Source organism: Ralstonia flaminis, from assembly GCF_958415495.1.
Lineage (GTDB): Bacteria > Pseudomonadota > Gammaproteobacteria > Burkholderiales > Burkholderiaceae > Ralstonia > Ralstonia flaminis.
On sequence record NZ_CATZLL010000005.1, the window covers coordinates 230721 to 247973 of the forward strand.

A 17253-nucleotide genomic window follows, 5' to 3' on the forward strand; every position below is an offset into this window, starting at 1 on the left:
GCACGGCACATGGCAAGGCGGACGTGTTAGCGTATGACGCTTCCGTGACTTCGCAGCCCCCCCATGCCCGTCGCTCACCGACTTGCTGTCGCCGCTTTGCTTGCGGCGCTGTCTTCGGCCCATGCCGTCCAAGCGGCCGATCGCCCACCCACCAACGCGCAGGCCCGCACCTGGGCTGCCTCATGCGCAAGCTGCCATCACGCTGATACGGCCCCTGGCGCCAAGTCGGCCGCACAGATGTTGCCCTCGCTGGCCGGCCGCTCGCAGTCTGAATTGATCGACACGCTGCAGGCGTTCCGCAACGGCACACGTCCGTCCACGGTCATGGGCCAGCTCGCGCGTGGTTATGACGATGCGCAGATCACCGCGATTGCCGGCTGGCTTTCACGCCAACCGCAGGAGGCGCCATGAACGAGACCCTGCGCAAGGACCGGCGCGCTGTACTGCGTGCGCTTGGGGCAACGGCCTTGGCTGGCCCGCTGGCCGCATGCGCTTCGCTGTCGGGCACGCGCAATGCCAAAGTCGTCGTGGTTGGTGGAGGCTACGGCGGCGCGACGGCCGCCAAGTACGTGCGCGTGTTCTCCGGCAACCATGTCGACGTGACGCTGGTCGAGCCCAATGCCGCATTCGTGTCGTGTCCGCTGTCGAATCTCGTGCTGTCGGGTGACCGCGATCTCGCCTCGATCACCGTGCCGTACGACGCGCTGGTCGAGCGCCACGGCGTGCGCTGGGTACGCGACCGCGCCTCGGCCATCGACATCGGCGCGAAGCAGGTGCGCCTGGCCGGGGGCGGCACGCTGGAGTACGACCGGCTGATCCTTTCGCCCGGTATCGACTTCGTACCGGGGGCGATTCCCGGTCTCGCCAATGCGGCCACCGCCGCGCAGGCGCCGCACGCGTGGAAGGCCGGCACACAGACGCTCGCGCTGCGTCACCGGCTGGAGGCGATGCCCAACGGCGGCACGGTGGCGATCAGCATTCCGCTGGCGCCGTACCGCTGCCCGCCCGCGCCGTACGAGCGCGCCTGCCTGATCGCCAACTGGCTGCAGCGCGCCAAGCCGGACTCGCGCGTGCTGATCCTCGATGCCAACGACGACGTGACCTCCAAGGGCACGCTGTTCAAGCGCGTGTGGGCGGAACGTTATCCACAGCACATCGAATATCGCCCGCAATACAACGCGGTCGACATCGACGCTACGGGCCGCGTGCTCAAGTTCGACGTGCAGGACGACGTGCAGGCAGATGTGGTCAACCTCATTGCGCCGCAGCGCGCCGGAGCCATTGCCGTGCAAGCAGAGCTGGCGACCGCCAACGGGCGCTGGTGCGAAGTCGATTTCCTGTCGTTCGAATCGAAGGTGGCGCCGGGTGTACATGTGATTGGCGACGCCATCCAGACCGCACCGCTGATGCCCAAATCCGGGCACATGGCCAACCAGCACGGCAAGGTGGCCGCCGCCGCCGTGGTAGCGATGCTCGCCGGGCACGCGCCCGATGCATCACCGCTGTACGCCAACACCTGCTACAGCTTCATCACCCCCGACGAGGCGATGCATGTGGCAACCGTGCACCGCTATGACCCGGCCGAGCGCACCATGGTGACGGTGCAAGGCGCGGGCGGGCTGTCGGATGGCCCCTCCGTAGCGGAGGGCAAACTGGCCCAGGGCTGGAGTCGGGCGATCTGGTCGGACATGCTCGGCTAGTCCGCTGAATCATTGAAATGGGAGGTGAAGGACATGTCATGCGGGAAGCAGCGCTAGGCGCAAAGCGTAGCAATAGCGAGCTATTGCGAGCATTTGCAACGACGCGATGCGCCCGCATGGCATGGCAGGCACCGACCAATTTCAATGATTCAGTGGACTAGGCACAAACAATGCGCAAGATTGTGCAAGTCGCGTAGGCGGCCGGCGCCTACAGTGCGTCATATGGCCGCGCGGGCGGCCGCTGACCGTCTGAGCATTCCGATCATCATGTCTCCCAAGGATCTGCTGCTGGCCCTGACCGTTGTGCTGGTGTGGGGCGTCAACTTTGTCGTCATCAAGGTGGGTCTGCATGGCGTGCCGCCCATGCTGCTGGGTGCGCTGCGCTTTGCGCTGGTCGCATTCCCAGCCGTGCTGTTCGTGCCGCGCCCGAAGATTGCGCTCAAATGGCTGCTCGCTTACGGCGCAACCATCAGCTTTGGGCAGTTCGCTTTCTTGTTCTCGGCCATGTATGTGGGCATGCCGGCGGGGCTGGCCTCGCTGGTGCTGCAGTCGCAGGCATTCTTTACGCTGACGATCGCCGCGTTCGTGCTGCGCGAGCCGATCCGCTGGTTTCACCTGGCCGGCATGGCTGTTGCCGCGTGCGGGTTGGCGATTATCGGCATGGCCGGCGGTGCCGTGGCGACCGGCATGACCACTGTCGGCTTCCTGCTGACGCTGTGCGCAGCGTTTTCCTGGGCCAGCGGCAACATCGTCACCAAGCGCATCGGTAAGGTGAACGTGGTAAGCCTGGTGATCTGGGGCGCGGTGATCCCGCCCATTCCGTTCCTGCTGCTGTCGTACTGGATGGAAGGGCCGGAGCAGATTGTCCACAGCCTGACGAACATCGGCTGGTCGAGCATTGGCGCGATCGTCTACCTAGCCTTTGGTGCCACCATCTTCGGCTACAGCCTGTGGAGCCGCCTGCTGGGCCGATACGCGGCCAGCCAGGTTGCACCGCTCACGCTGCTGGTGCCGGTGGTCGGGCTGATCTCGGCCGCCGTGCTGCTGGGCGAGCGGCTGGTGCCGGCGCAATGGCTGGGCGGCGCGGTGGTCATGGCAGGCCTGCTGCTCAACGTATTCGGCGGCCGACTGGCTGCGCGGCGGGCGATGGCCTGAGCGTCGACTCCCTGCCGAACAGGCGCCCGGGCCGTAAGGTTCCGGGCGCTTTGCTTTTGGGGCGACTTCGGTTTTGGCCCACTTCGGGCACAATATCGGGTCCATTCTGGCCATTGCGACCATTGGCCCGCACACGCATGCGGGCAGCCCCACCCTCTGGAGACCACATGAAGTTCGCCCCCACGCTCGCCGCTGCTGCGGTGCTGGCCGGCCTGGCGCTGTCCGCCGCGCCTGCGCTGGCTGCCGTCGATGCTGCCCGCGCGCAGTCCATCGCCAACCAGAACGCCTGCATGGGCTGCCACGCGGTGGACCGCAAGCTCGTTGGCCCGGCCTACAAGGATGTCGCCGCCAAGTACAAGGGCGATGCCGGGGCCGAAGCCAAGCTCATCAAGAAGGTGCGCGAGGGCGGCATGGGCAACTGGGGCCAGATCCCGATGCCGGCCAACCCGAAGATCGCCGACGCCGATCTGAAGACCGTGATTGACTGGGTGCTCGCGGGCGCCCCGGCCAAGTGAGCGAGGACAGGGCAATGACCGATTCTGTGAACCTCTCCCGCCGAGATGTGCTGCGCGCGGGTGCCATGATGGCGCTGCTCGTATCCGCCGGCCTCGCCACCCCGGCACAGGCCGCCGAGTGGAACAAGACTGCCTTCGCCATCAAGGGCGTGAACGACGTGCTCAAGCAACTGGGCGGCGGCGCTGTGGACAAGGGTGGCGCTGGTATCCAGCTCACCGCGCCGGACATCGCCGAGAACGGCGCCGTAGTGCCGCTGGTGGTGACCAGCACGCTGCCGGGCACGGACCTGATTGCCATCCTGGTGGAAAAGAACCCGAACACGCTGGCCGCCACGTTTGCCATTCCTGCCGGCACCGACCCGTTTGTGAGCACGCGCGTAAAGATGGGCGAGACCTCGATGGTCTACGCAGCGGTGCGTGCCAACGGCAAGTGGGTGCTCGCAAGCAAGGAAGTGAAGGTCACCCTTGGTGGCTGCGGCGGTTAAGAATCAGGATCAGGACAAGGAGCACACCATGGCAGACCCGATGCGCATTCGCGCAATGGAAAACGGCGGCACAACCGACGTGAAGATCCTGATGAAGCACGATATGGAAACCGGCCAGCGCAAAGACGCCGCCGGCAAGATCGTGCCGGCCTGGCACATCACCAACGTGACGGTGCAGCATAACGGCAAGACGGTGCTGGATGGGCAGTTCGGCCCGGCCGTGTCGAAGGATCCGTTCCTCAATTTCAAGTTCAAGGGCGGCGCCAAGGGCGACAAGGTGACGGTCACGTGGGTCGACAACCACGGCGACAAGCGCACCGACGAGACCGCAATCCAATAACGCTTTTCAGGAGGCTGCCATGCGACGCAGTTTCTTCCGTGTGACCGCTGCGCTGGCAGCGTTGGGCGTGGCCGGCAAGGCCGCCGCGCAGACCGCACCCCGTGCCGGCGGCGCTGGTGCCCGCTACAAGGTGGTGTACCAACTGAGCGAAGGCATCGACCAAGCCATGCGCGCGATCGGTAACCTGCGCAACCACCTCAACGGCGCACCCGGCACGAAGATCGTGGTGGTGGCGCTGGGGCACGGCATCGAATTCCTCGTCGAAGGGGCCAAGGACGCACAGGGCCGCCCGTTCGACGCACCCGTCGCCGCGCTGGCCAGCATGGGCGTGGAGTTTCGCGTGTGCCACAACTCGCTGATGGCCTTCAAGGTGCCGGAAGACAAGCTGCTGCTCGAAGCCAAAGTGGTGCCCGCCGGTGTGGTGGAGATCACCCGCTTGCAGCAAGAAGAAGGTTTCGCCTATATCAAACCGTAGGCGACCCACGGAGGGGACGGTGAAACGCACCAAACGAATCGTCGCGCTGGCCGCGGCGCTGGCGGCCAGCATTGCCCTGGTGGCACATGCGCAGGACGCAAAGGACCAGAAGGACAGCGTCGCCGCCGGCATCGCGCAGTACCGCGAGATGTTGGCCGACGGCAACCCGGCCGAACTCTGGGAAGCCGCTGGCGAAGAACTCTGGAAGAAGCCCGCTGGCCCCAAACAGGCATCGCTCGAAGCGTGTGACCTAGGCCTTGGCCCCGGCGTGGTCAAGGGTGCCTACGCCAAGCTGCCGCGCCTCTTCAAGGACACCGGCCGCGTGATGGATGCCGAACAGCGCCTCATGTATTGCCGCATGACGCTGCAGGGGCTGACGAAAGAGGAGGCTTCGGCCCGCCCGTTCTCATCGCCGGGCAAGTCGTCGGACATCGAGCGGCTGATGGCGTACATCACCTCGGAATCGCGCGGCGCGGCCATCGACATTCCGCTCGCCCATCCGGAAGAAAAGCGCGTGTACGAACTCGGCCGCCGCATGTTCTTCTATCGCGGGGGCGCGTATGACTTTGCCTGTGCCACCTGCCACGCCCAGCCGGGTTTGCGCATCCGCCTGCAGGAACTGCCCGATCTGCTGACGGCGGAGGGTGCGCGCTTCGCGTATTCCACATGGCCCGGCTATCGCGTCTCGCAAGGCGAGGTGCGCACGATGCAGCACCGCCTGTACGACTGCCTGCGCCAGCAGCGCTTTCCAGAACCGCTCTATGGCAGCGAGGTCATCACCGCGCTGGAGCTGTTCCTCGCCCGCAACGCCAACGGCGGCAAGATGGACGCGCCGTCGATCAAACGATGAGGCTGCATATGTTCCGAACGACCCTCATCGCACTGGCACTCGTTACCGGCACCGCACACGCTGCGGATGCCATTACGCCGCCCAAACCGGATGCCAAGGCCGACGCCGCACTCGCCAAGGTCATCCACGAAAGCTTTGTCTCCAAGGGCCCGGCCACTGTGGAAGGCGTGATCGAGCGCGACGACGTGCAGAAGATCTGCAGCCAGTTCGCTGATCGCAACGCGGTGCCGGCTGCCGTCGCCAAGAAATTGGAAGACGCGCAGACGAAGACCATCCACTACCCCGCTGACAACAAGTGGCTGGGTGACTGGAAGGAAGGCGAGAAGACCGCGCAGAGCGGCCGCGGCATGCAGTTCTCCGACCCGGCCGGCACAGTCAACGGGGCCAACTGCTATGCGTGCCACCGCCTGTCGAAAGACGAAGTGTCGTACGGCACCATTGGCCCGTCGCTGTACCAGTACGGCAAGCTGCGTGGCGATTCGGAGGCGATCCTGCGCTACACATGGGGCAAGATCTACAACTCCAACGCGTATGCGGCGTGCTCCAACATGCCGCGCTTCGGGCACAAAGGCATCCTCACTGAGCAGCAGATCCGCGATGTGATGGCGCTGTTGTTTGATCCGGCCTCGCCGGTCAATCAGTAGGACCCATCATGCGCACGGTTCGACGGTTCATGGTGTGGCTGGCAGTGGCGATGGCGTTTGCCGCCAGCACTGCACAAGCCGTCGAAGTGGGTGATGTGGTGACGATGCCCGACGTGCAATTGCTCGACGGCACGCGTGTGTCGGGCAACGCATGGCGCGGGCATCCGGTCATCATCGCCACGTGGGCGTCGTGGTGCCCGTTCTGCGCGCTGCAGAACCCGCGCCTGCAAAAGTTGTATGACGCCACGCGCGGCACCGACCTGCGCATCCTCACCATCAGCATCGACGCCAACCCGCAGCTCGCGAAAGACTACGTCGCCAAGCGCGGCTTCACCTTTCCGGTGACGATGGAAACCGACGCACTGTGCGCCGCCACCGGCCCGCGCAAGGGCTTGCCGGAGCTGCTCGTGCTCGACGGCAACGGCCGCGTGGTGCGCAAGGAAGTCGGCGAGATGCTCGAAGACGACGTAGCCGACCTCGCACAGTACGCCCACCCGGCGCACAACAACAAGAAATGAACCGCCGCGAATTCGTTCAAGCCCTGGCGATAGCCGCAGCCGCCGGCTTGCGCCTGACCGACGCCCACGCCGCGAATGTCGACGCTGAGGTTGCCTACGACCTACCGCGCTTCGGCAACGTCCACCTGCTGCACTTCACCGACTGCCACGCGCAGTTGCTGCCCATTGAGTACCGCGAGCCCAACATGAACCTGGGCGTGGCGCAATGGGCCGGGCAGCCGCCGCATCTGGTCGGGCACGCGCTGCTCAAGCATTACGGCATTACGCCCGGCACACGGGCTGCGCACGCCTTCACCTCGCTCGATTTCACCGAAGCCGCACGCCGCTATGGCCGCATGGGCGGCTTCGCGCATCTGGCCACGCTCATCAAACGCTTGCGCGCCACGCGCCCGAATGCGCTGCTGCTCGACGGTGGCGACACGTGGCAGGGCTCGGCCACATCGCTGTGGACCAACGGTCAGGACATGGTCGATGCGGCCCTCGCGCTCGGCGTGGACGTCATGACCCCGCACTGGGAAATGACCTACGGCGCCGATCGCGTGCGCCACGTGGTCGATCACGACTTCAAGAACAAAGTCGCCTTCGTCGCGCAGAACATCCAGACCGCCGACTTTGGCGATCCGGTGTTCGATCCGTACGTGTTGCGCGAGCTGAACGGCGTGCCGGTCGCCATCATCGGCCAGGCATTCCCCTACACGCCGATTGCACATCCGGCCGATTTCACGCCCGATTGGACCTTCGGCATTCAGGAAGAACGGCTGCAGAAGATGATTGACGAGGCGCGCAGCAAGGGCGCCAAGGTGGTCGTCCTGCTGTCGCACAACGGCATGGATGTCGACTTAAAGCTCGCCTCGCGCGTGCGTGGGTTGGATGCGATCCTCGGTGGCCACACGCACGATGCGGTGCCGGCGCCGGTCAAGGTCAGCAACCCTGGCGGCGTGACGCTGGTCACCAACGCGGGTGCCAACGGCAAGTTTGTCGGCGTGCTCGATCTGGATGTGCGTGGCGGTGCGGTGCAGGGCGTCCGCTACACGCTGTTGCCCGTCTTCGCTGATCTGCTGCCGCCCGATCCGGCCATGTCAGCGCTCATCGAGCGCGTGCGTGCGCCGTACAAGAACAAGCTGGGTGAGACGCTCGCCGTCAACCGCGGCCTGCTGTACCGGCGCGGCAACTTCAACGGCACGTTCGACCAGCTCATCGTCGACGGCCTGATGCACGCGCAGGGCGCGGAGATTGCCTTCTCGCCCGGCTTCCGCTGGGGCACCACGCTACTGCCCGGCGAAGCGCTGACGATGGAAGCGCTGATGGCCCAGACCGCCATCACGTACCCGGCCACCACGCTTACCGAGATGACGGGCGCCACCATCAAGACCGTGCTTGAAGACGTGGCCGACAACCTGTTCAACCCCGACCCGTACTACCAGCAAGGCGGCGACATGGTGCGCACCGGTGGCCTGCGCTACACCATCGATCCGATGAAGCCGATGGGCCAGCGCATTACCGACATGCGCCTGGGTGACACGCCGCTCGATGCCGACCGCCGCTACAAGGTGGCCGGCTGGGCCGCCGTGTCACCCGAAGCGCGCAAGGCCGGCGGCCGCCCGGTGTGGGATGTGCTGGCCGACTGGCTGCGCGACCAACGCGAAGTGAGCGCACGGCCCCTGAATACGCCGCGCATCGTCGGTATGGAGAACAACCCGGGGATGGAGTCGGGGGCGGGTTGACCCGCGATTGAAGGCGCCCCGAAATTTCGAGTAGACTGATTTTTCACGGGCCGATAGCTCAGCTGGGAGAGCGCCGCGTTCGCAATGCGGAGGTCGGGAGTTCGATCCTCCTTCGGTCCACACTTCCCTGAAGCCCAACGGTTCTCCTGACCCAGAGAGCAAAGAACGGGGCCCGACGAAGAAATGCTCTTCGCCGGACCGTGCAATCGCTCTCAAGAAAGGGCTTCCTATACCGTCACGCGGAACACTGCCACCCCACGGCGTAGCTCGTCCGCCTGCTCCTCCAATGCCTCCGCGGCAGCGGCGGCTTGGCGACACGACGCGCATTTGACAGTGCGCTGGAGACCGAATGGCGACGCGCCAACCGGTATCAACAGCCGCTTGCTGTGCGGTTGGGCGTCTGCCGGTCTCGGACCGTGCAGCACTCAATGGCATCCTGCTCGTGCTGAAGACAAGGATGCGTTACAACGGGCCTGAATATCTTGCCGCAGACATCAGCGACGAACACGAGGCATCGGTCGGCCACTCTCTCACGTTCCTGATTGGCGACGATCTGAATTTGAGTCTTAATGTGGAAGAGCCCGCAGTCAGTGAAAGCCGGTCGCCGGTAACGAGGTGAACGAGGCGGTTCTCGCGTGTCAACTCGGGACCGGAGAAACTAACGGCGCTATGCGCGTTGCTGGATGGCACGGAAAACCTGACACCCCCGGCGGCCCGCGTTCGCTCCGAACGCGAGATCAGTTTCGCTGCCGCGACACCTTCGGCGCCTGGCGTACGAACGCGTTCGCCGCCGCTTCTTCGAGCATCCATCTTCCCATTGCGTCATACGACACCGGCATCAGGCTGTTGTTGCGTGTGCCGTTCGCGTCTACCGACGCGGCCGGGCGTTCGTCCTTGCCGCGCGCATTGACGGCCGCGCGCACGAGCGTCCAGCGCAGCGACGCGAACGCGCCGTTGCCGAGCGCGTCGACGACGGCCTGCAATTCGGCCGCGCCTCGGCCGATCCGGCCGGGTACGTGCGAAAAGAACCGGATCGCGCGACTCGGCGGTTCGCCCGGCGGCGCTGTCAGCAGCGTATTGACCACGACGATGCGGTCGACATCCGCTGCACGCATCGACGCGTTTACCGTGTCCATATTCGCGGAAAGCCGCGAGGATGGATCGTCGCTCGTCGGCGTGACGCCGAGCGCGGTGAGCACCGCGTCGGTGCCGGCGAATGCATCGGTGAGCGCGGCGCGGTCCGCGAGCGAACGGACGACGGCGACGCGGCAGCCGGCCGGCACGTCGGCGATCCGCTCGGGCCTGGAACGGACGATGGCGGTGAAACGGATGCCCTCGGCGCGGCAGATGCGCAGGATGGCTTGGCCGAGGCCGCCCGCTGCGCCGATCACCGCGACATGACGCGGGAGGAGGGGCGGCGGGCTGGCGGGTGGATTCGTCATGAGCGTAATGGAGGCTGCGGACTTACACCACGGTCGCATCGGGCACGTCGACGATGACGTCAGACGTCGCGATCGCGACGCACGGCAGCGTGTAGCCTTTGGCTTTTTCCTCGCGGCTCAGGCCCGGCCATTCGATCGTGTAGCGGACGGTGCCGCTGACGATCCGGCAGAGGCAGCTTCGGCAGGTGCCGTTGCGGCACGAGCGCGGCAGCGACACACCAGCGAAGCCACCGGCTTCGAGCAGAGTCAGCGATTCCGGCGCGTCGAAGCTGACGCCGAGCGGTTCGACGCGGACGCGGTGGGATGGATCGGTTTCGGTCATGCGGCGGGCAAAGGCCGACGGGCGGGTGACAACGCGAAGCGGCAAGGATAACTGAAACGGCGAGTGCGTCAGGCAGCATCTGTGCCCATCGAAATAGCCCAAGCAGATGTCGCTATTTCAGCTGCAATCGTAGCCGGTTGTGCGACAAGCTCTCGCTCCCTTCCTTTTCAGCCACTACCGGCGTCGCGTGCCGGGTTTACTCCTGCTGTGGCCGGATAAGGAGTTTCACGTCCGTGAAATCGCGCGTCTGACTGGCAGGGCGGGGGCACGCTGCACAATAGCCCCTCAATTTTTGTTGTTCTGTGAGCGCAGCCTCTTGCCGAGGCACCACTGTTTCGGCATCCGTGCTCATATGCCCACGATCACCTGCCGATTTTGTTCGCAGATGCGCCGCACTGCCTCGATATCGTGGGGCGTCGGCAGCGCAGCCATCGCGCGAAAGAATGCGTCATGACCTGCCGGCGCGGATATCAGCAGCATGCGCGCGTCCACGTCTGCCTGATTGTTGAAGCCGTGTACGTCGCCGCGCGCGACCGTAACCACTGCTCGCGGGGATACGTTCTGAACGGTCTCGCCGATCTGGAATTCGAGCAAGCCTTCCAGCACGACAAAGGTCTTGTCCTCGTCCAGTGAGCGATGCGCAGGTGCACCTCCGCGTGTTCCGATTCGCATTTCCATCACAGTGTATGGAGCGTCGATACCGCCCGTGTCTGTGTCGGCCGTTCCGGCGATAACGAGGGTCTGCATTCACCCACCGCTGCAGGACGCCACTCTGCAGGGTCTCTACCTCGTCCACCCATCGCGTGGCGACATGAGCGCCAGAGCGCATGCTTTCGCGCAACACCTTGGCGATACGCTGGAACGAATCGCGATCGCAGCGCAACGCCCCTGCTGAGGACGGGGTGGGGCGACAACCCGGAACTTGCAGCCCTAATCAATAAGCCACAGCGCGCCTTGAGTGAGTTGAATGACCGCTTTCGGCGAGCTTGAAGGTCAGCTTCGGGGTCGAGAGCTGCCATCGACCGGTTGAATCCGCAGCCAGGAGCCGCCGTTAGCCAACCTAACAGCCGCGATTGCCGGGTACCAAAACGGATGGGAGTTACTTATGCTGATTTGGGCGCCAACACGGAAGTCCCTTGACGGTCGGGGCTCGGGCCCAGGCACGACCAAGAAGATCGAGATTGAACCACTTAGTGACGGAAGCTTCCTCATGATGCGGTACGAATCAGCAGAAGCGCCTTTTCCGACATCAGGTGTTTGAGGGCGACATACGAACCGAAAACTGCGGTGCTCGGAGGCCCATGGAGCAACCGCGCGGGCCGATGCCCCAGATCTGCAGGACCGAGACTCGAATGCCGTGCGCACTGGGTCGCGATGCGTGGTCTGCCCGCAGCCATCGGCGCTCAGAGCCCAATCCGCAGAATCAGAATCGCTGAACCGCTCGGCCTGCAAGTTGCTCCACGTTGATCGTGTCTCGACACAACAGAACCCTCGTGGCTTATATCGTAAAAGTCATTGCGGCCAAAAATTCTGGACCCTACTCTTGCACATGCGATCGCGACCAGCAACGGGAGTAGCGCGATGACTCGTACGACCAAGTACCGTGGTTACGAAATTCACATGGAGCTTGTAGGCGCATCCGAGGGCATGTTTGATTTATGGTTTTGTATCGAAGGCCCGGTACAGTCGCCCGGCGTCGCAGCCATTGGTAAACGCATCAAAGTCCACGGCGGCCCCTTTTCTCGACGTTGGGCGCACCTGATTGGCGAGTTGGCTGGGCGAGCGGCGATCGATGTGATCCTTGGTGTTGAAGAGACGCCGCCTGCAACAGATGAGTGGTGAGCTACGATCGCCCCCTCACCATGTGCTGATCCCCTGTGCCGTGTCGATTGGCATGCTGAATCCTGGCGCATCGCATGCAATGGCCTGAATTTCCACCAGCGGTCGCGATGGTTTGACATTGCCGAAGACCATGGAAATGGGGACATCCGCTGCGTCACGCCCCGTACCGATTCGCAGTAGCCCCATGGGCATTGACGCATTCGATGGATCGACCAAATTCCATCGATGCCCCAGAAACACTTCTACAAACGCGTGAAAATCCGGTGGACCCATCAGCGGATCAGCACCGTAGTCGAGGCTACTCGAAAAGCGCGCCGGAATACTCAGTGCGCGGCACAGGGCGATCATGAGGTGTGCGTAGTCCCGGCACACACCTTTGCGCTCAACGAGCGTGCTCACAGCAGACGTGCACTCGTTTGTAGAGTGAGGGGAAAATCGCACGTAGCCGCAGACCCAGTCCCGAATCGTGATGACAAGCGGGTACCCACGTTGATAACCACCGAACTCCCGCAGCGCAAATTCCATGAGGCGATCCGATTCGCAATAGCGACTGGGGGCCAGGTATGTGATGACATCCAGCGGGAGATCTGCGATGGGGACTTCGAACAACTGCTCAGGGGGTGTCAGCAGATGGTCGATGTTGACGGTTGCAGCGTAGCTGACAGAGAAGTGCCCCCTGGGCGCCCGCACACGCAGGCGTCGATTGAGCAGCGTGGGTTCCGTGTGGGGCTCAACTGGCAACGCCGGGGTCAACTGCAATGACTCGGTGATGACCGCCTGGCGCGCTGTTTGTGCGGCGTGGAAATTGAAGATGAAGTCGGCGGTCGGGTCACGCACCTCATAAGTCAAACCGACCGCATAGCGCATGCGGACCATACGACCTCCTGCTGCCTGTCTCCAGCATCGCTTGGTTGTCGGCGAAGGCAGGTAATGGGCGACGCAGCACCGGCACTGGCCGCAGGTCTGGTGCAGCTACTCGGCAATCATGGATTGGCCTGGCACAAATCCATCGATGATGTCTTCGGCCATCTTTGCAGCTGCACGTTTGGCCGTTCCGATGCTCTCCCATTGGATCGCCTGCAGCGGGAAGATGCGAGAGTGTTCTGTACTCGGCGGCTCGCCTGCCAGGCAGATCAACACGGAGGCGCTGTAAGTCCGATCCGGACGCCGCTCATGCCATTCACGAGGCGGGTCAAACAGGTAGATCAGGGGATAAACATCGAACCCCTTGTAGCGACAAGTTGGATAGGCATCCACAGCAATCTCCACTGAAAGAGGTAGCCCACTGTACGCTCTTTCCGCGCGCGCCATCGAACTATCCGTCGCCCGGTGGTAAGCCATCGGGCTTTGCGCGACAACGCGGATGCCCCCTTGCTGTCACAAAGCTATCGCGCTTGGCCTGAGTCTCGCCGATGCGCGCACCTAGTGCGCATCTTTTTTCATGTTCTCGGTTTCCATGGCGGCGATCCATTCCTCGTACGCCTCAATGGGCTCCATGGCCTCGTCCACGAGCGTGGCTGCGCGCTCCGCAGCGGCCGATGCCTCCTGCGTGGCGGCGCTCCGGCCGTCGTCCTCGGTACTGGGTGGCAGAAGCATATCTTTGAGCATCGCCCGCAACTCAGGGGTATTCCATGGTTTGCCCAGCCGGCGCTGCACGTTCAAGTAATGACGGACTTCCGCTTCTTGCTCGGTTGTTAGCGGAAGCCCCCGGAATGTCTGATGTGTGTCGCGGTGGATCATGGTGCGCCTCCCGAGTCGGTCTGCGCTTTTGACGTTCAATGCAGATGGTTAACGTCGCGATAAAAAGCGTCACGCTTGACGTATCGGCCCGCATCGGCCTTGCATGACAGGTCTGCGGCCAACGCGACTACGTCTTCTTCTTGGTGGCAACCTCGCTGGCGACCCGCGATTGAACTGTGCTGAACGGAGTCGCCGGCACCGCTGGTTTCTTCGGTTGCTTAGGCTTTTTCACTTCGCGGTTGCCGCGCAATTGACTCTTGGCCATGGTGGTACTCCTGTTGCATTGCTTGCCAGATGGCAGCCCCAGCATACGCGCTTCACCCTCGGCAAAGGGGAATATCTTCCGCAGGGTGTGATGCGATTGGCAATGCTTGCCGAAGGCACCTCACGCCTACTGGGCGCCTGCGGCGATCATTGGGCCGACAATGCGCGTCAGCCCAGTGATTGCGGGCGCAGCGGCCCTTGCGAGCGCCTCGAGCCCGCGATCCTGAGCTCGCCTTCCCAGGGCTGTGCGCACATGTCGAGAATATGGTCACCCTCGACAGTCTTAGCGTAGAGGCTGTCCCGGATCACTTGCCCGATCGCCAATCGACAAAAGCTTTCAACGCTGCGCGTAGCTGCGAATGGCATATCCGACGCGCTTGCCAACACCCTGAAAGATCGCCTTCCTTCACCTACGAAACTGGTGAATTGCACACAGTTCGGGTGCCCAGTCTCGATAAAGCCAACGGTGATGGAATACGCCATGCCTTTGGCTGCTCCAGGCAGTGTGCAAAGAAAGCTCGTCTTGTCCGACGTATGAGTCATTTTGTTTCCGGACTGGTCATGCACACAACACTCCTCTCCAACGCAAGATCAACAGGTCGAAACCTTTGTACGTAGCTGACGGGCTTGCATTCATGCATGGCTCCAACTGGTCGTGGGCACGGCCGATGCCCGGCAAGGCGCCGACAGTGACTGTGAATGGCGATTCCGTTGAGTGGCCCGGGCGGCTAGGAATCCCCCCCAAGACGATCGACGGTAAGCGTGAGCGCCCGACTTCCGAGGTCTGTCTGGGCATGCACGCCCAGGCGTGCCCGTAGAACGCGGTCAAGCATGCGTTGCAGCTGACAAAGGTCTTGGCGGTCCGCGTGCAGCAACTGATTCATGACATCGTGCGTGAATGCGATCGTGAGCGTTCTCACACGCCAGATGCGGCTGTCGAGTTCAGGTACCTGCCAGTTTGCTGCCAGCACGCTCGGGCTGGCGTTCCAGGTCCGTACATCCTGCCCGGTAATTTCATCGAGCACCGGCTTGGTAAACGCGACAAGATCGAGCATCACGGGTCTCCATGACCGACATCGCGAGTCAGAGCATCAACGGGCAAGCGTCCGTGTGCGGAACAGGCGAGGATGACAGCGTGCAAGGCTTGATCCAGCGGAGGAGGCGGCACCGAGCGCTGTGATTGCAAGTGCGGATAACAATGCTTTCGTATCAACGAATGCAAGATCCGGCGCGCTATTGTTGGTGCCCCACTGTACTCCCATAACTGCACGACGACGTCACTATCTTCCGAAGCACTGCAATTGAGCAGGTGCGGTCCGGGCGTGTCGTTCAAGACAGCCACCCACGGTACCCACTGCGTGCGCTGCATGTCGGGTACGCGGCCATATGCGGATACGAAAAAAAAACCCCGCGTGGCGGGGTTTTTTATTGGCTGGCGAGAGCGATCAGATCAGTGCAATCTTGGTCGCAACCGGGCCTTTCTGGCCGACGCCTGATACAAAACTGACCTTCTGCCCTTCTTGAAGCGACTTGAACCCATTGCCCTGAACTTCAGAGAAATGCGCAAACAGATCGTTGCCGCCCGCGTCAGGAGTGATGAAGCCGAAGCCCTTGGAGTCGTTGAACCACTTTACGATACCGGTTTCCATGTTGGATTCCTTAAACATTCTGGATGAGCTCGTGCTCACCAGGCATGACGATCAAGGAAGCACAAAGAGAAAAAGGTGTCGCTCGACGTGACAACCCAAAACATCGGAGTAACTGCTTGAAAAGCCTGCGCTGCCACTTCTACCGGTATCGCAAGGTTTTGTCAATGAAAAAGACAATCAACCTCGAAATAGCGCATGAATGTGGTTGCGACCGCGCTTGGTCGCTCGCCCCCATGTTGCGCATGCATCGCAGCCTTTGCACATCAGGGAGCGAGCGCACCGTTTGAGGCAGACGCACCAGGCTCGCACGAAGCAGTGGTTGCGGGAAACTGTTACCATGTGCCACCTTTGCCCGTTTCTCGAATCGATCGGGCCGGGGGCCGGGCAAAACAAGACGACACAGCCCCGGCTACCCGTCGGGCGTACACCCGAATCGTCCTGGGCCACGTAGCCCACCACCTACCAGACCGGCGGCTTATCCGCTCCGTATCCGGCACGCATGTACTAGGCGTGCCAGCGTACGCAAGTACGGTCACCTCGCCGCCAATGCTTGCGCCATGCACCTATACGCATGGCACAACGGCGTTGGCCTTACCCATCGTGGCGTACGTCATCAGCAAGAAGTGGTTTGCCTTGTCTCACCACGCTTGCTATCAGCTTTCGCCCGAAACCTAGCAGTCGATTGAACCAAGTCCAAGTCCCATCCCCCTACACGGTGTCCGTGTACCCGATTGAGCAAGAACCAGGCGTCTGGTTTGCCACCTATCTCATCAATGAGTACAGCGATGGCGTCGAGCGCATCCTCGCCAACGTCTCGATGCGCCACAACGTACATCGCACAGAAGCACTCGCAAGACATGCGGCCCGGCTTGCAGGAAGAGCAGCCATCGCACGTCTAGCCCCCCGTGACAAGAACTGAATCGCACAAGCCGCCTCTGGCGGCTTTTCCGCTTGCTGCACCGGCAGGCGCCACCCCAGAATCAACGAGAAGGAAATCACGATGTCTGTTAGTGATGAATGGGAAGAGCTGCATCTCACGCCCGAGGGCTGGAAAGATGGCAGCTACCGGCACGAGCCTGGCGATGCCGTCATCGTCGCGCCACCGGCCAATGATGTACTGACGGTGCGCAGACATGTGGCTGCCGTGTATGGCGGCCCGTCACGCGTGACAGAAGACAGAACACCGCGCATCGATGACATGAGCCAGATCGAGCAATTGCTGTTGAAGTATGGCGCTCCTGTCTTTGGCGTCTAGACCGAAGACGAAGCGGACGAATGCCCGCGCGCTACATCGGTTCCACGTTATTTGAGAGAGGAGTTGGCATGACACTCTGCCACGCTTGCCTTGCAATTGAAGTCCACCGACTTGGTGCATCGGGCCATGCCTTCCTACGAATCACCGATACCCAGCGCATCAAAGCTTCCAAGACAGCGGCCGTCACGGTGAGCACATTCACATGCCGCACGTGCGGCGCGAGCTGGACCTATCGCGAAGGGAAAAACGTGCCCAACCCAGGATGGTCGCTTGATCAGTAGGCGTCTTCATTGGTTCGCTAGCCTCTGCCGTTTCAGCTGACGCCTTGCGTAA

26 protein-coding genes and 1 tRNA gene are annotated in these 17253 nt (G+C 62.8%); 17 read left to right on the forward strand and 10 right to left on the reverse strand.

What is annotated here, in order from left to right:
* The first annotated feature begins 63 nt into the window (after positions 1–63).
* The 13 genes from R2N11_RS09885 (at position 64) to R2N11_RS09945 (ending at position 9025) form a co-directional block, all read left to right on the forward strand.
* The gene (locus R2N11_RS09885) at positions 64–411 is read left to right on the forward strand and encodes a c-type cytochrome (protein ID WP_316680966.1); all 348 of its coding nucleotides are present in this window, start codon (positions 64–66) and stop codon (positions 409–411) included.
* Positions 408–1700, forward strand: a complete 1293-nt coding sequence (locus tag R2N11_RS09890) for an NAD(P)/FAD-dependent oxidoreductase (RefSeq protein ID WP_316680967.1) — start codon at positions 408–410, stop codon at positions 1698–1700. The genes R2N11_RS09885 and R2N11_RS09890 overlap by 4 nt, the downstream gene beginning before the upstream one ends.
* 267 nt (positions 1701–1967) lie before the next feature.
* Complete coding sequence (locus R2N11_RS09895) at positions 1968–2855, forward strand: EamA family transporter (protein ID WP_199030549.1); 888 nt, start codon at positions 1968–1970, stop codon at positions 2853–2855.
* Positions 2856–3022: 167 nt separating this feature from the next.
* Positions 3023–3370 carry a c-type cytochrome gene (locus R2N11_RS09900; protein ID WP_199030548.1) on the forward strand — a complete coding sequence of 116 codons (348 nt, stop codon included), beginning with the start codon at positions 3023–3025 and terminating at the stop codon, positions 3368–3370.
* 14 nt (positions 3371–3384) lie between these two features.
* Positions 3385–3855 (forward strand): thiosulfate oxidation carrier protein SoxY, encoded by a 471-nt coding sequence (gene soxY, locus R2N11_RS09905; RefSeq protein WP_021197223.1) that lies wholly within the window; start codon positions 3385–3387, stop codon positions 3853–3855.
* 28 nt (positions 3856–3883) lie between these two features.
* Positions 3884–4195 (forward strand): thiosulfate oxidation carrier complex protein SoxZ, encoded by a 312-nt coding sequence (soxZ, locus tag R2N11_RS09910; protein WP_316680968.1) that lies wholly within the window; start codon positions 3884–3886, stop codon positions 4193–4195.
* 19 nt (positions 4196–4214) lie between these two features.
* Positions 4215–4670, forward strand: a complete 456-nt coding sequence (locus tag R2N11_RS09915) for a DsrE family protein (protein ID WP_316680969.1) — start codon at positions 4215–4217, stop codon at positions 4668–4670.
* A gap of 19 nt (positions 4671–4689) precedes the next feature.
* Complete coding sequence (gene soxA / locus R2N11_RS09920) at positions 4690–5520, forward strand: sulfur oxidation c-type cytochrome SoxA (RefSeq protein WP_316680970.1); 831 nt, start codon at positions 4690–4692, stop codon at positions 5518–5520.
* Positions 5517–6164: a sulfur oxidation c-type cytochrome SoxX gene (gene soxX / locus R2N11_RS09925; RefSeq protein ID WP_316680971.1), complete on the forward strand. Its 648-nt coding sequence runs from the start codon at positions 5517–5519 to the stop codon at positions 6162–6164. Before soxA ends, soxX begins: the two co-directional genes overlap by 4 nt.
* 8 nt (positions 6165–6172) lie before the next feature.
* A complete protein-coding gene (locus tag R2N11_RS09930; protein ID WP_316680972.1) occupies positions 6173–6682 on the forward strand; it encodes a TlpA family protein disulfide reductase in 510 nt (169 codons plus the stop codon).
* On the forward strand, positions 6679–8406 hold the full coding sequence (soxB, locus tag R2N11_RS09935; RefSeq protein WP_316680973.1) for a thiosulfohydrolase SoxB: 1728 nt from the start codon (positions 6679–6681) through the stop codon (positions 8404–8406). Before R2N11_RS09930 ends, soxB begins: the two co-directional genes overlap by 4 nt.
* A 47-nt stretch (positions 8407–8453) precedes the next feature.
* Positions 8454–8526 (forward strand) — tRNA-Ala (locus tag R2N11_RS09940).
* Positions 8527–8755: 229 nt separating this feature from the next.
* On the forward strand, positions 8756–9025 hold the full coding sequence (locus R2N11_RS09945; RefSeq protein ID WP_316680974.1) for a hypothetical protein: 270 nt from the start codon (positions 8756–8758) through the stop codon (positions 9023–9025).
* 118 nt (positions 9026–9143) lie between these two features.
* On the opposite strand, the gene R2N11_RS09950 is transcribed toward R2N11_RS09945, so the two are convergent.
* The 3 genes from R2N11_RS09950 to R2N11_RS09960 form a co-directional block, all read right to left on the reverse strand.
* Positions 9144–9848 (reverse strand): NAD(P)-dependent oxidoreductase, encoded by a 705-nt coding sequence (locus R2N11_RS09950; protein ID WP_199030539.1) that lies wholly within the window; start codon positions 9846–9848, stop codon positions 9144–9146.
* A gap of 22 nt (positions 9849–9870) precedes the next feature.
* Positions 9871–10170: a 2Fe-2S iron-sulfur cluster-binding protein gene (locus R2N11_RS09955; protein ID WP_316680975.1), complete on the reverse strand. Its 300-nt coding sequence runs from the start codon at positions 10168–10170 to the stop codon at positions 9871–9873.
* Positions 10171–10518: 348 nt separating this feature from the next.
* Positions 10519–10917 carry a cupin domain-containing protein gene (locus R2N11_RS09960; RefSeq protein ID WP_316680976.1) on the reverse strand — a complete coding sequence of 133 codons (399 nt, stop codon included), beginning with the start codon at positions 10915–10917 and terminating at the stop codon, positions 10519–10521.
* A gap of 834 nt (positions 10918–11751) precedes the next feature.
* Between R2N11_RS09960 and R2N11_RS09965 the strand changes: the two genes are divergently transcribed.
* Positions 11752–12012 (forward strand): hypothetical protein, encoded by a 261-nt coding sequence (locus R2N11_RS09965; RefSeq protein WP_199030536.1) that lies wholly within the window; start codon positions 11752–11754, stop codon positions 12010–12012.
* Positions 12013–12027: 15 nt separating this feature from the next.
* Here R2N11_RS09965 and R2N11_RS09970 read toward each other — a convergent pair whose 3' ends face one another.
* The 7 genes from R2N11_RS09970 to R2N11_RS10000 form a co-directional block, all read right to left on the reverse strand.
* The gene (locus R2N11_RS09970) at positions 12028–12888 is read right to left on the reverse strand and encodes a transglutaminase-like domain-containing protein (protein ID WP_199030535.1); all 861 of its coding nucleotides are present in this window, start codon (positions 12886–12888) and stop codon (positions 12028–12030) included.
* 96 nt (positions 12889–12984) lie between these two features.
* A complete protein-coding gene (locus tag R2N11_RS09975) occupies positions 12985–13269 on the reverse strand; it encodes a hypothetical protein (protein WP_199030534.1) in 285 nt (94 codons plus the stop codon).
* A gap of 165 nt (positions 13270–13434) precedes the next feature.
* Positions 13435–13752 (reverse strand): hypothetical protein, encoded by a 318-nt coding sequence (locus tag R2N11_RS09980; protein WP_199030533.1) that lies wholly within the window; start codon positions 13750–13752, stop codon positions 13435–13437.
* Positions 13753–13879: 127 nt separating this feature from the next.
* On the reverse strand, positions 13880–14017 hold the full coding sequence (locus R2N11_RS09985) for a hypothetical protein (RefSeq protein WP_199030532.1): 138 nt from the start codon (positions 14015–14017) through the stop codon (positions 13880–13882).
* A gap of 167 nt (positions 14018–14184) precedes the next feature.
* Positions 14185–14559 carry a hypothetical protein gene (locus R2N11_RS09990; RefSeq protein WP_316681064.1) on the reverse strand — a complete coding sequence of 125 codons (375 nt, stop codon included), beginning with the start codon at positions 14557–14559 and terminating at the stop codon, positions 14185–14187.
* A gap of 185 nt (positions 14560–14744) precedes the next feature.
* Positions 14745–15071 (reverse strand): hypothetical protein, encoded by a 327-nt coding sequence (locus R2N11_RS09995; RefSeq protein ID WP_199030531.1) that lies wholly within the window; start codon positions 15069–15071, stop codon positions 14745–14747.
* A 390-nt stretch (positions 15072–15461) separates the two neighbouring features.
* Entirely contained in the window at positions 15462–15665 is a 204-nt protein-coding gene (locus R2N11_RS10000; RefSeq protein ID WP_199030530.1) for a cold-shock protein, read from the reverse strand.
* 682 nt (positions 15666–16347) lie between these two features.
* Here R2N11_RS10000 and R2N11_RS26390 point away from each other — a divergent pair.
* From R2N11_RS26390 to R2N11_RS10010, 3 genes are all read left to right on the forward strand, one after another.
* Positions 16348–16584, forward strand: a complete 237-nt coding sequence (locus tag R2N11_RS26390) for an isochorismatase (protein ID WP_430715427.1) — start codon at positions 16348–16350, stop codon at positions 16582–16584.
* An 81-nt stretch (positions 16585–16665) separates the two neighbouring features.
* A complete protein-coding gene (locus R2N11_RS10005) occupies positions 16666–16920 on the forward strand; it encodes a translation initiation factor 1 (RefSeq protein ID WP_199030528.1) in 255 nt (84 codons plus the stop codon).
* A gap of 68 nt (positions 16921–16988) precedes the next feature.
* Positions 16989–17201, forward strand: coding sequence for a hypothetical protein (locus R2N11_RS10010; protein WP_316680978.1), 213 nt, complete (start codon positions 16989–16991; stop codon positions 17199–17201).
* Positions 17202–17253 lie beyond the last annotated feature (52 nt).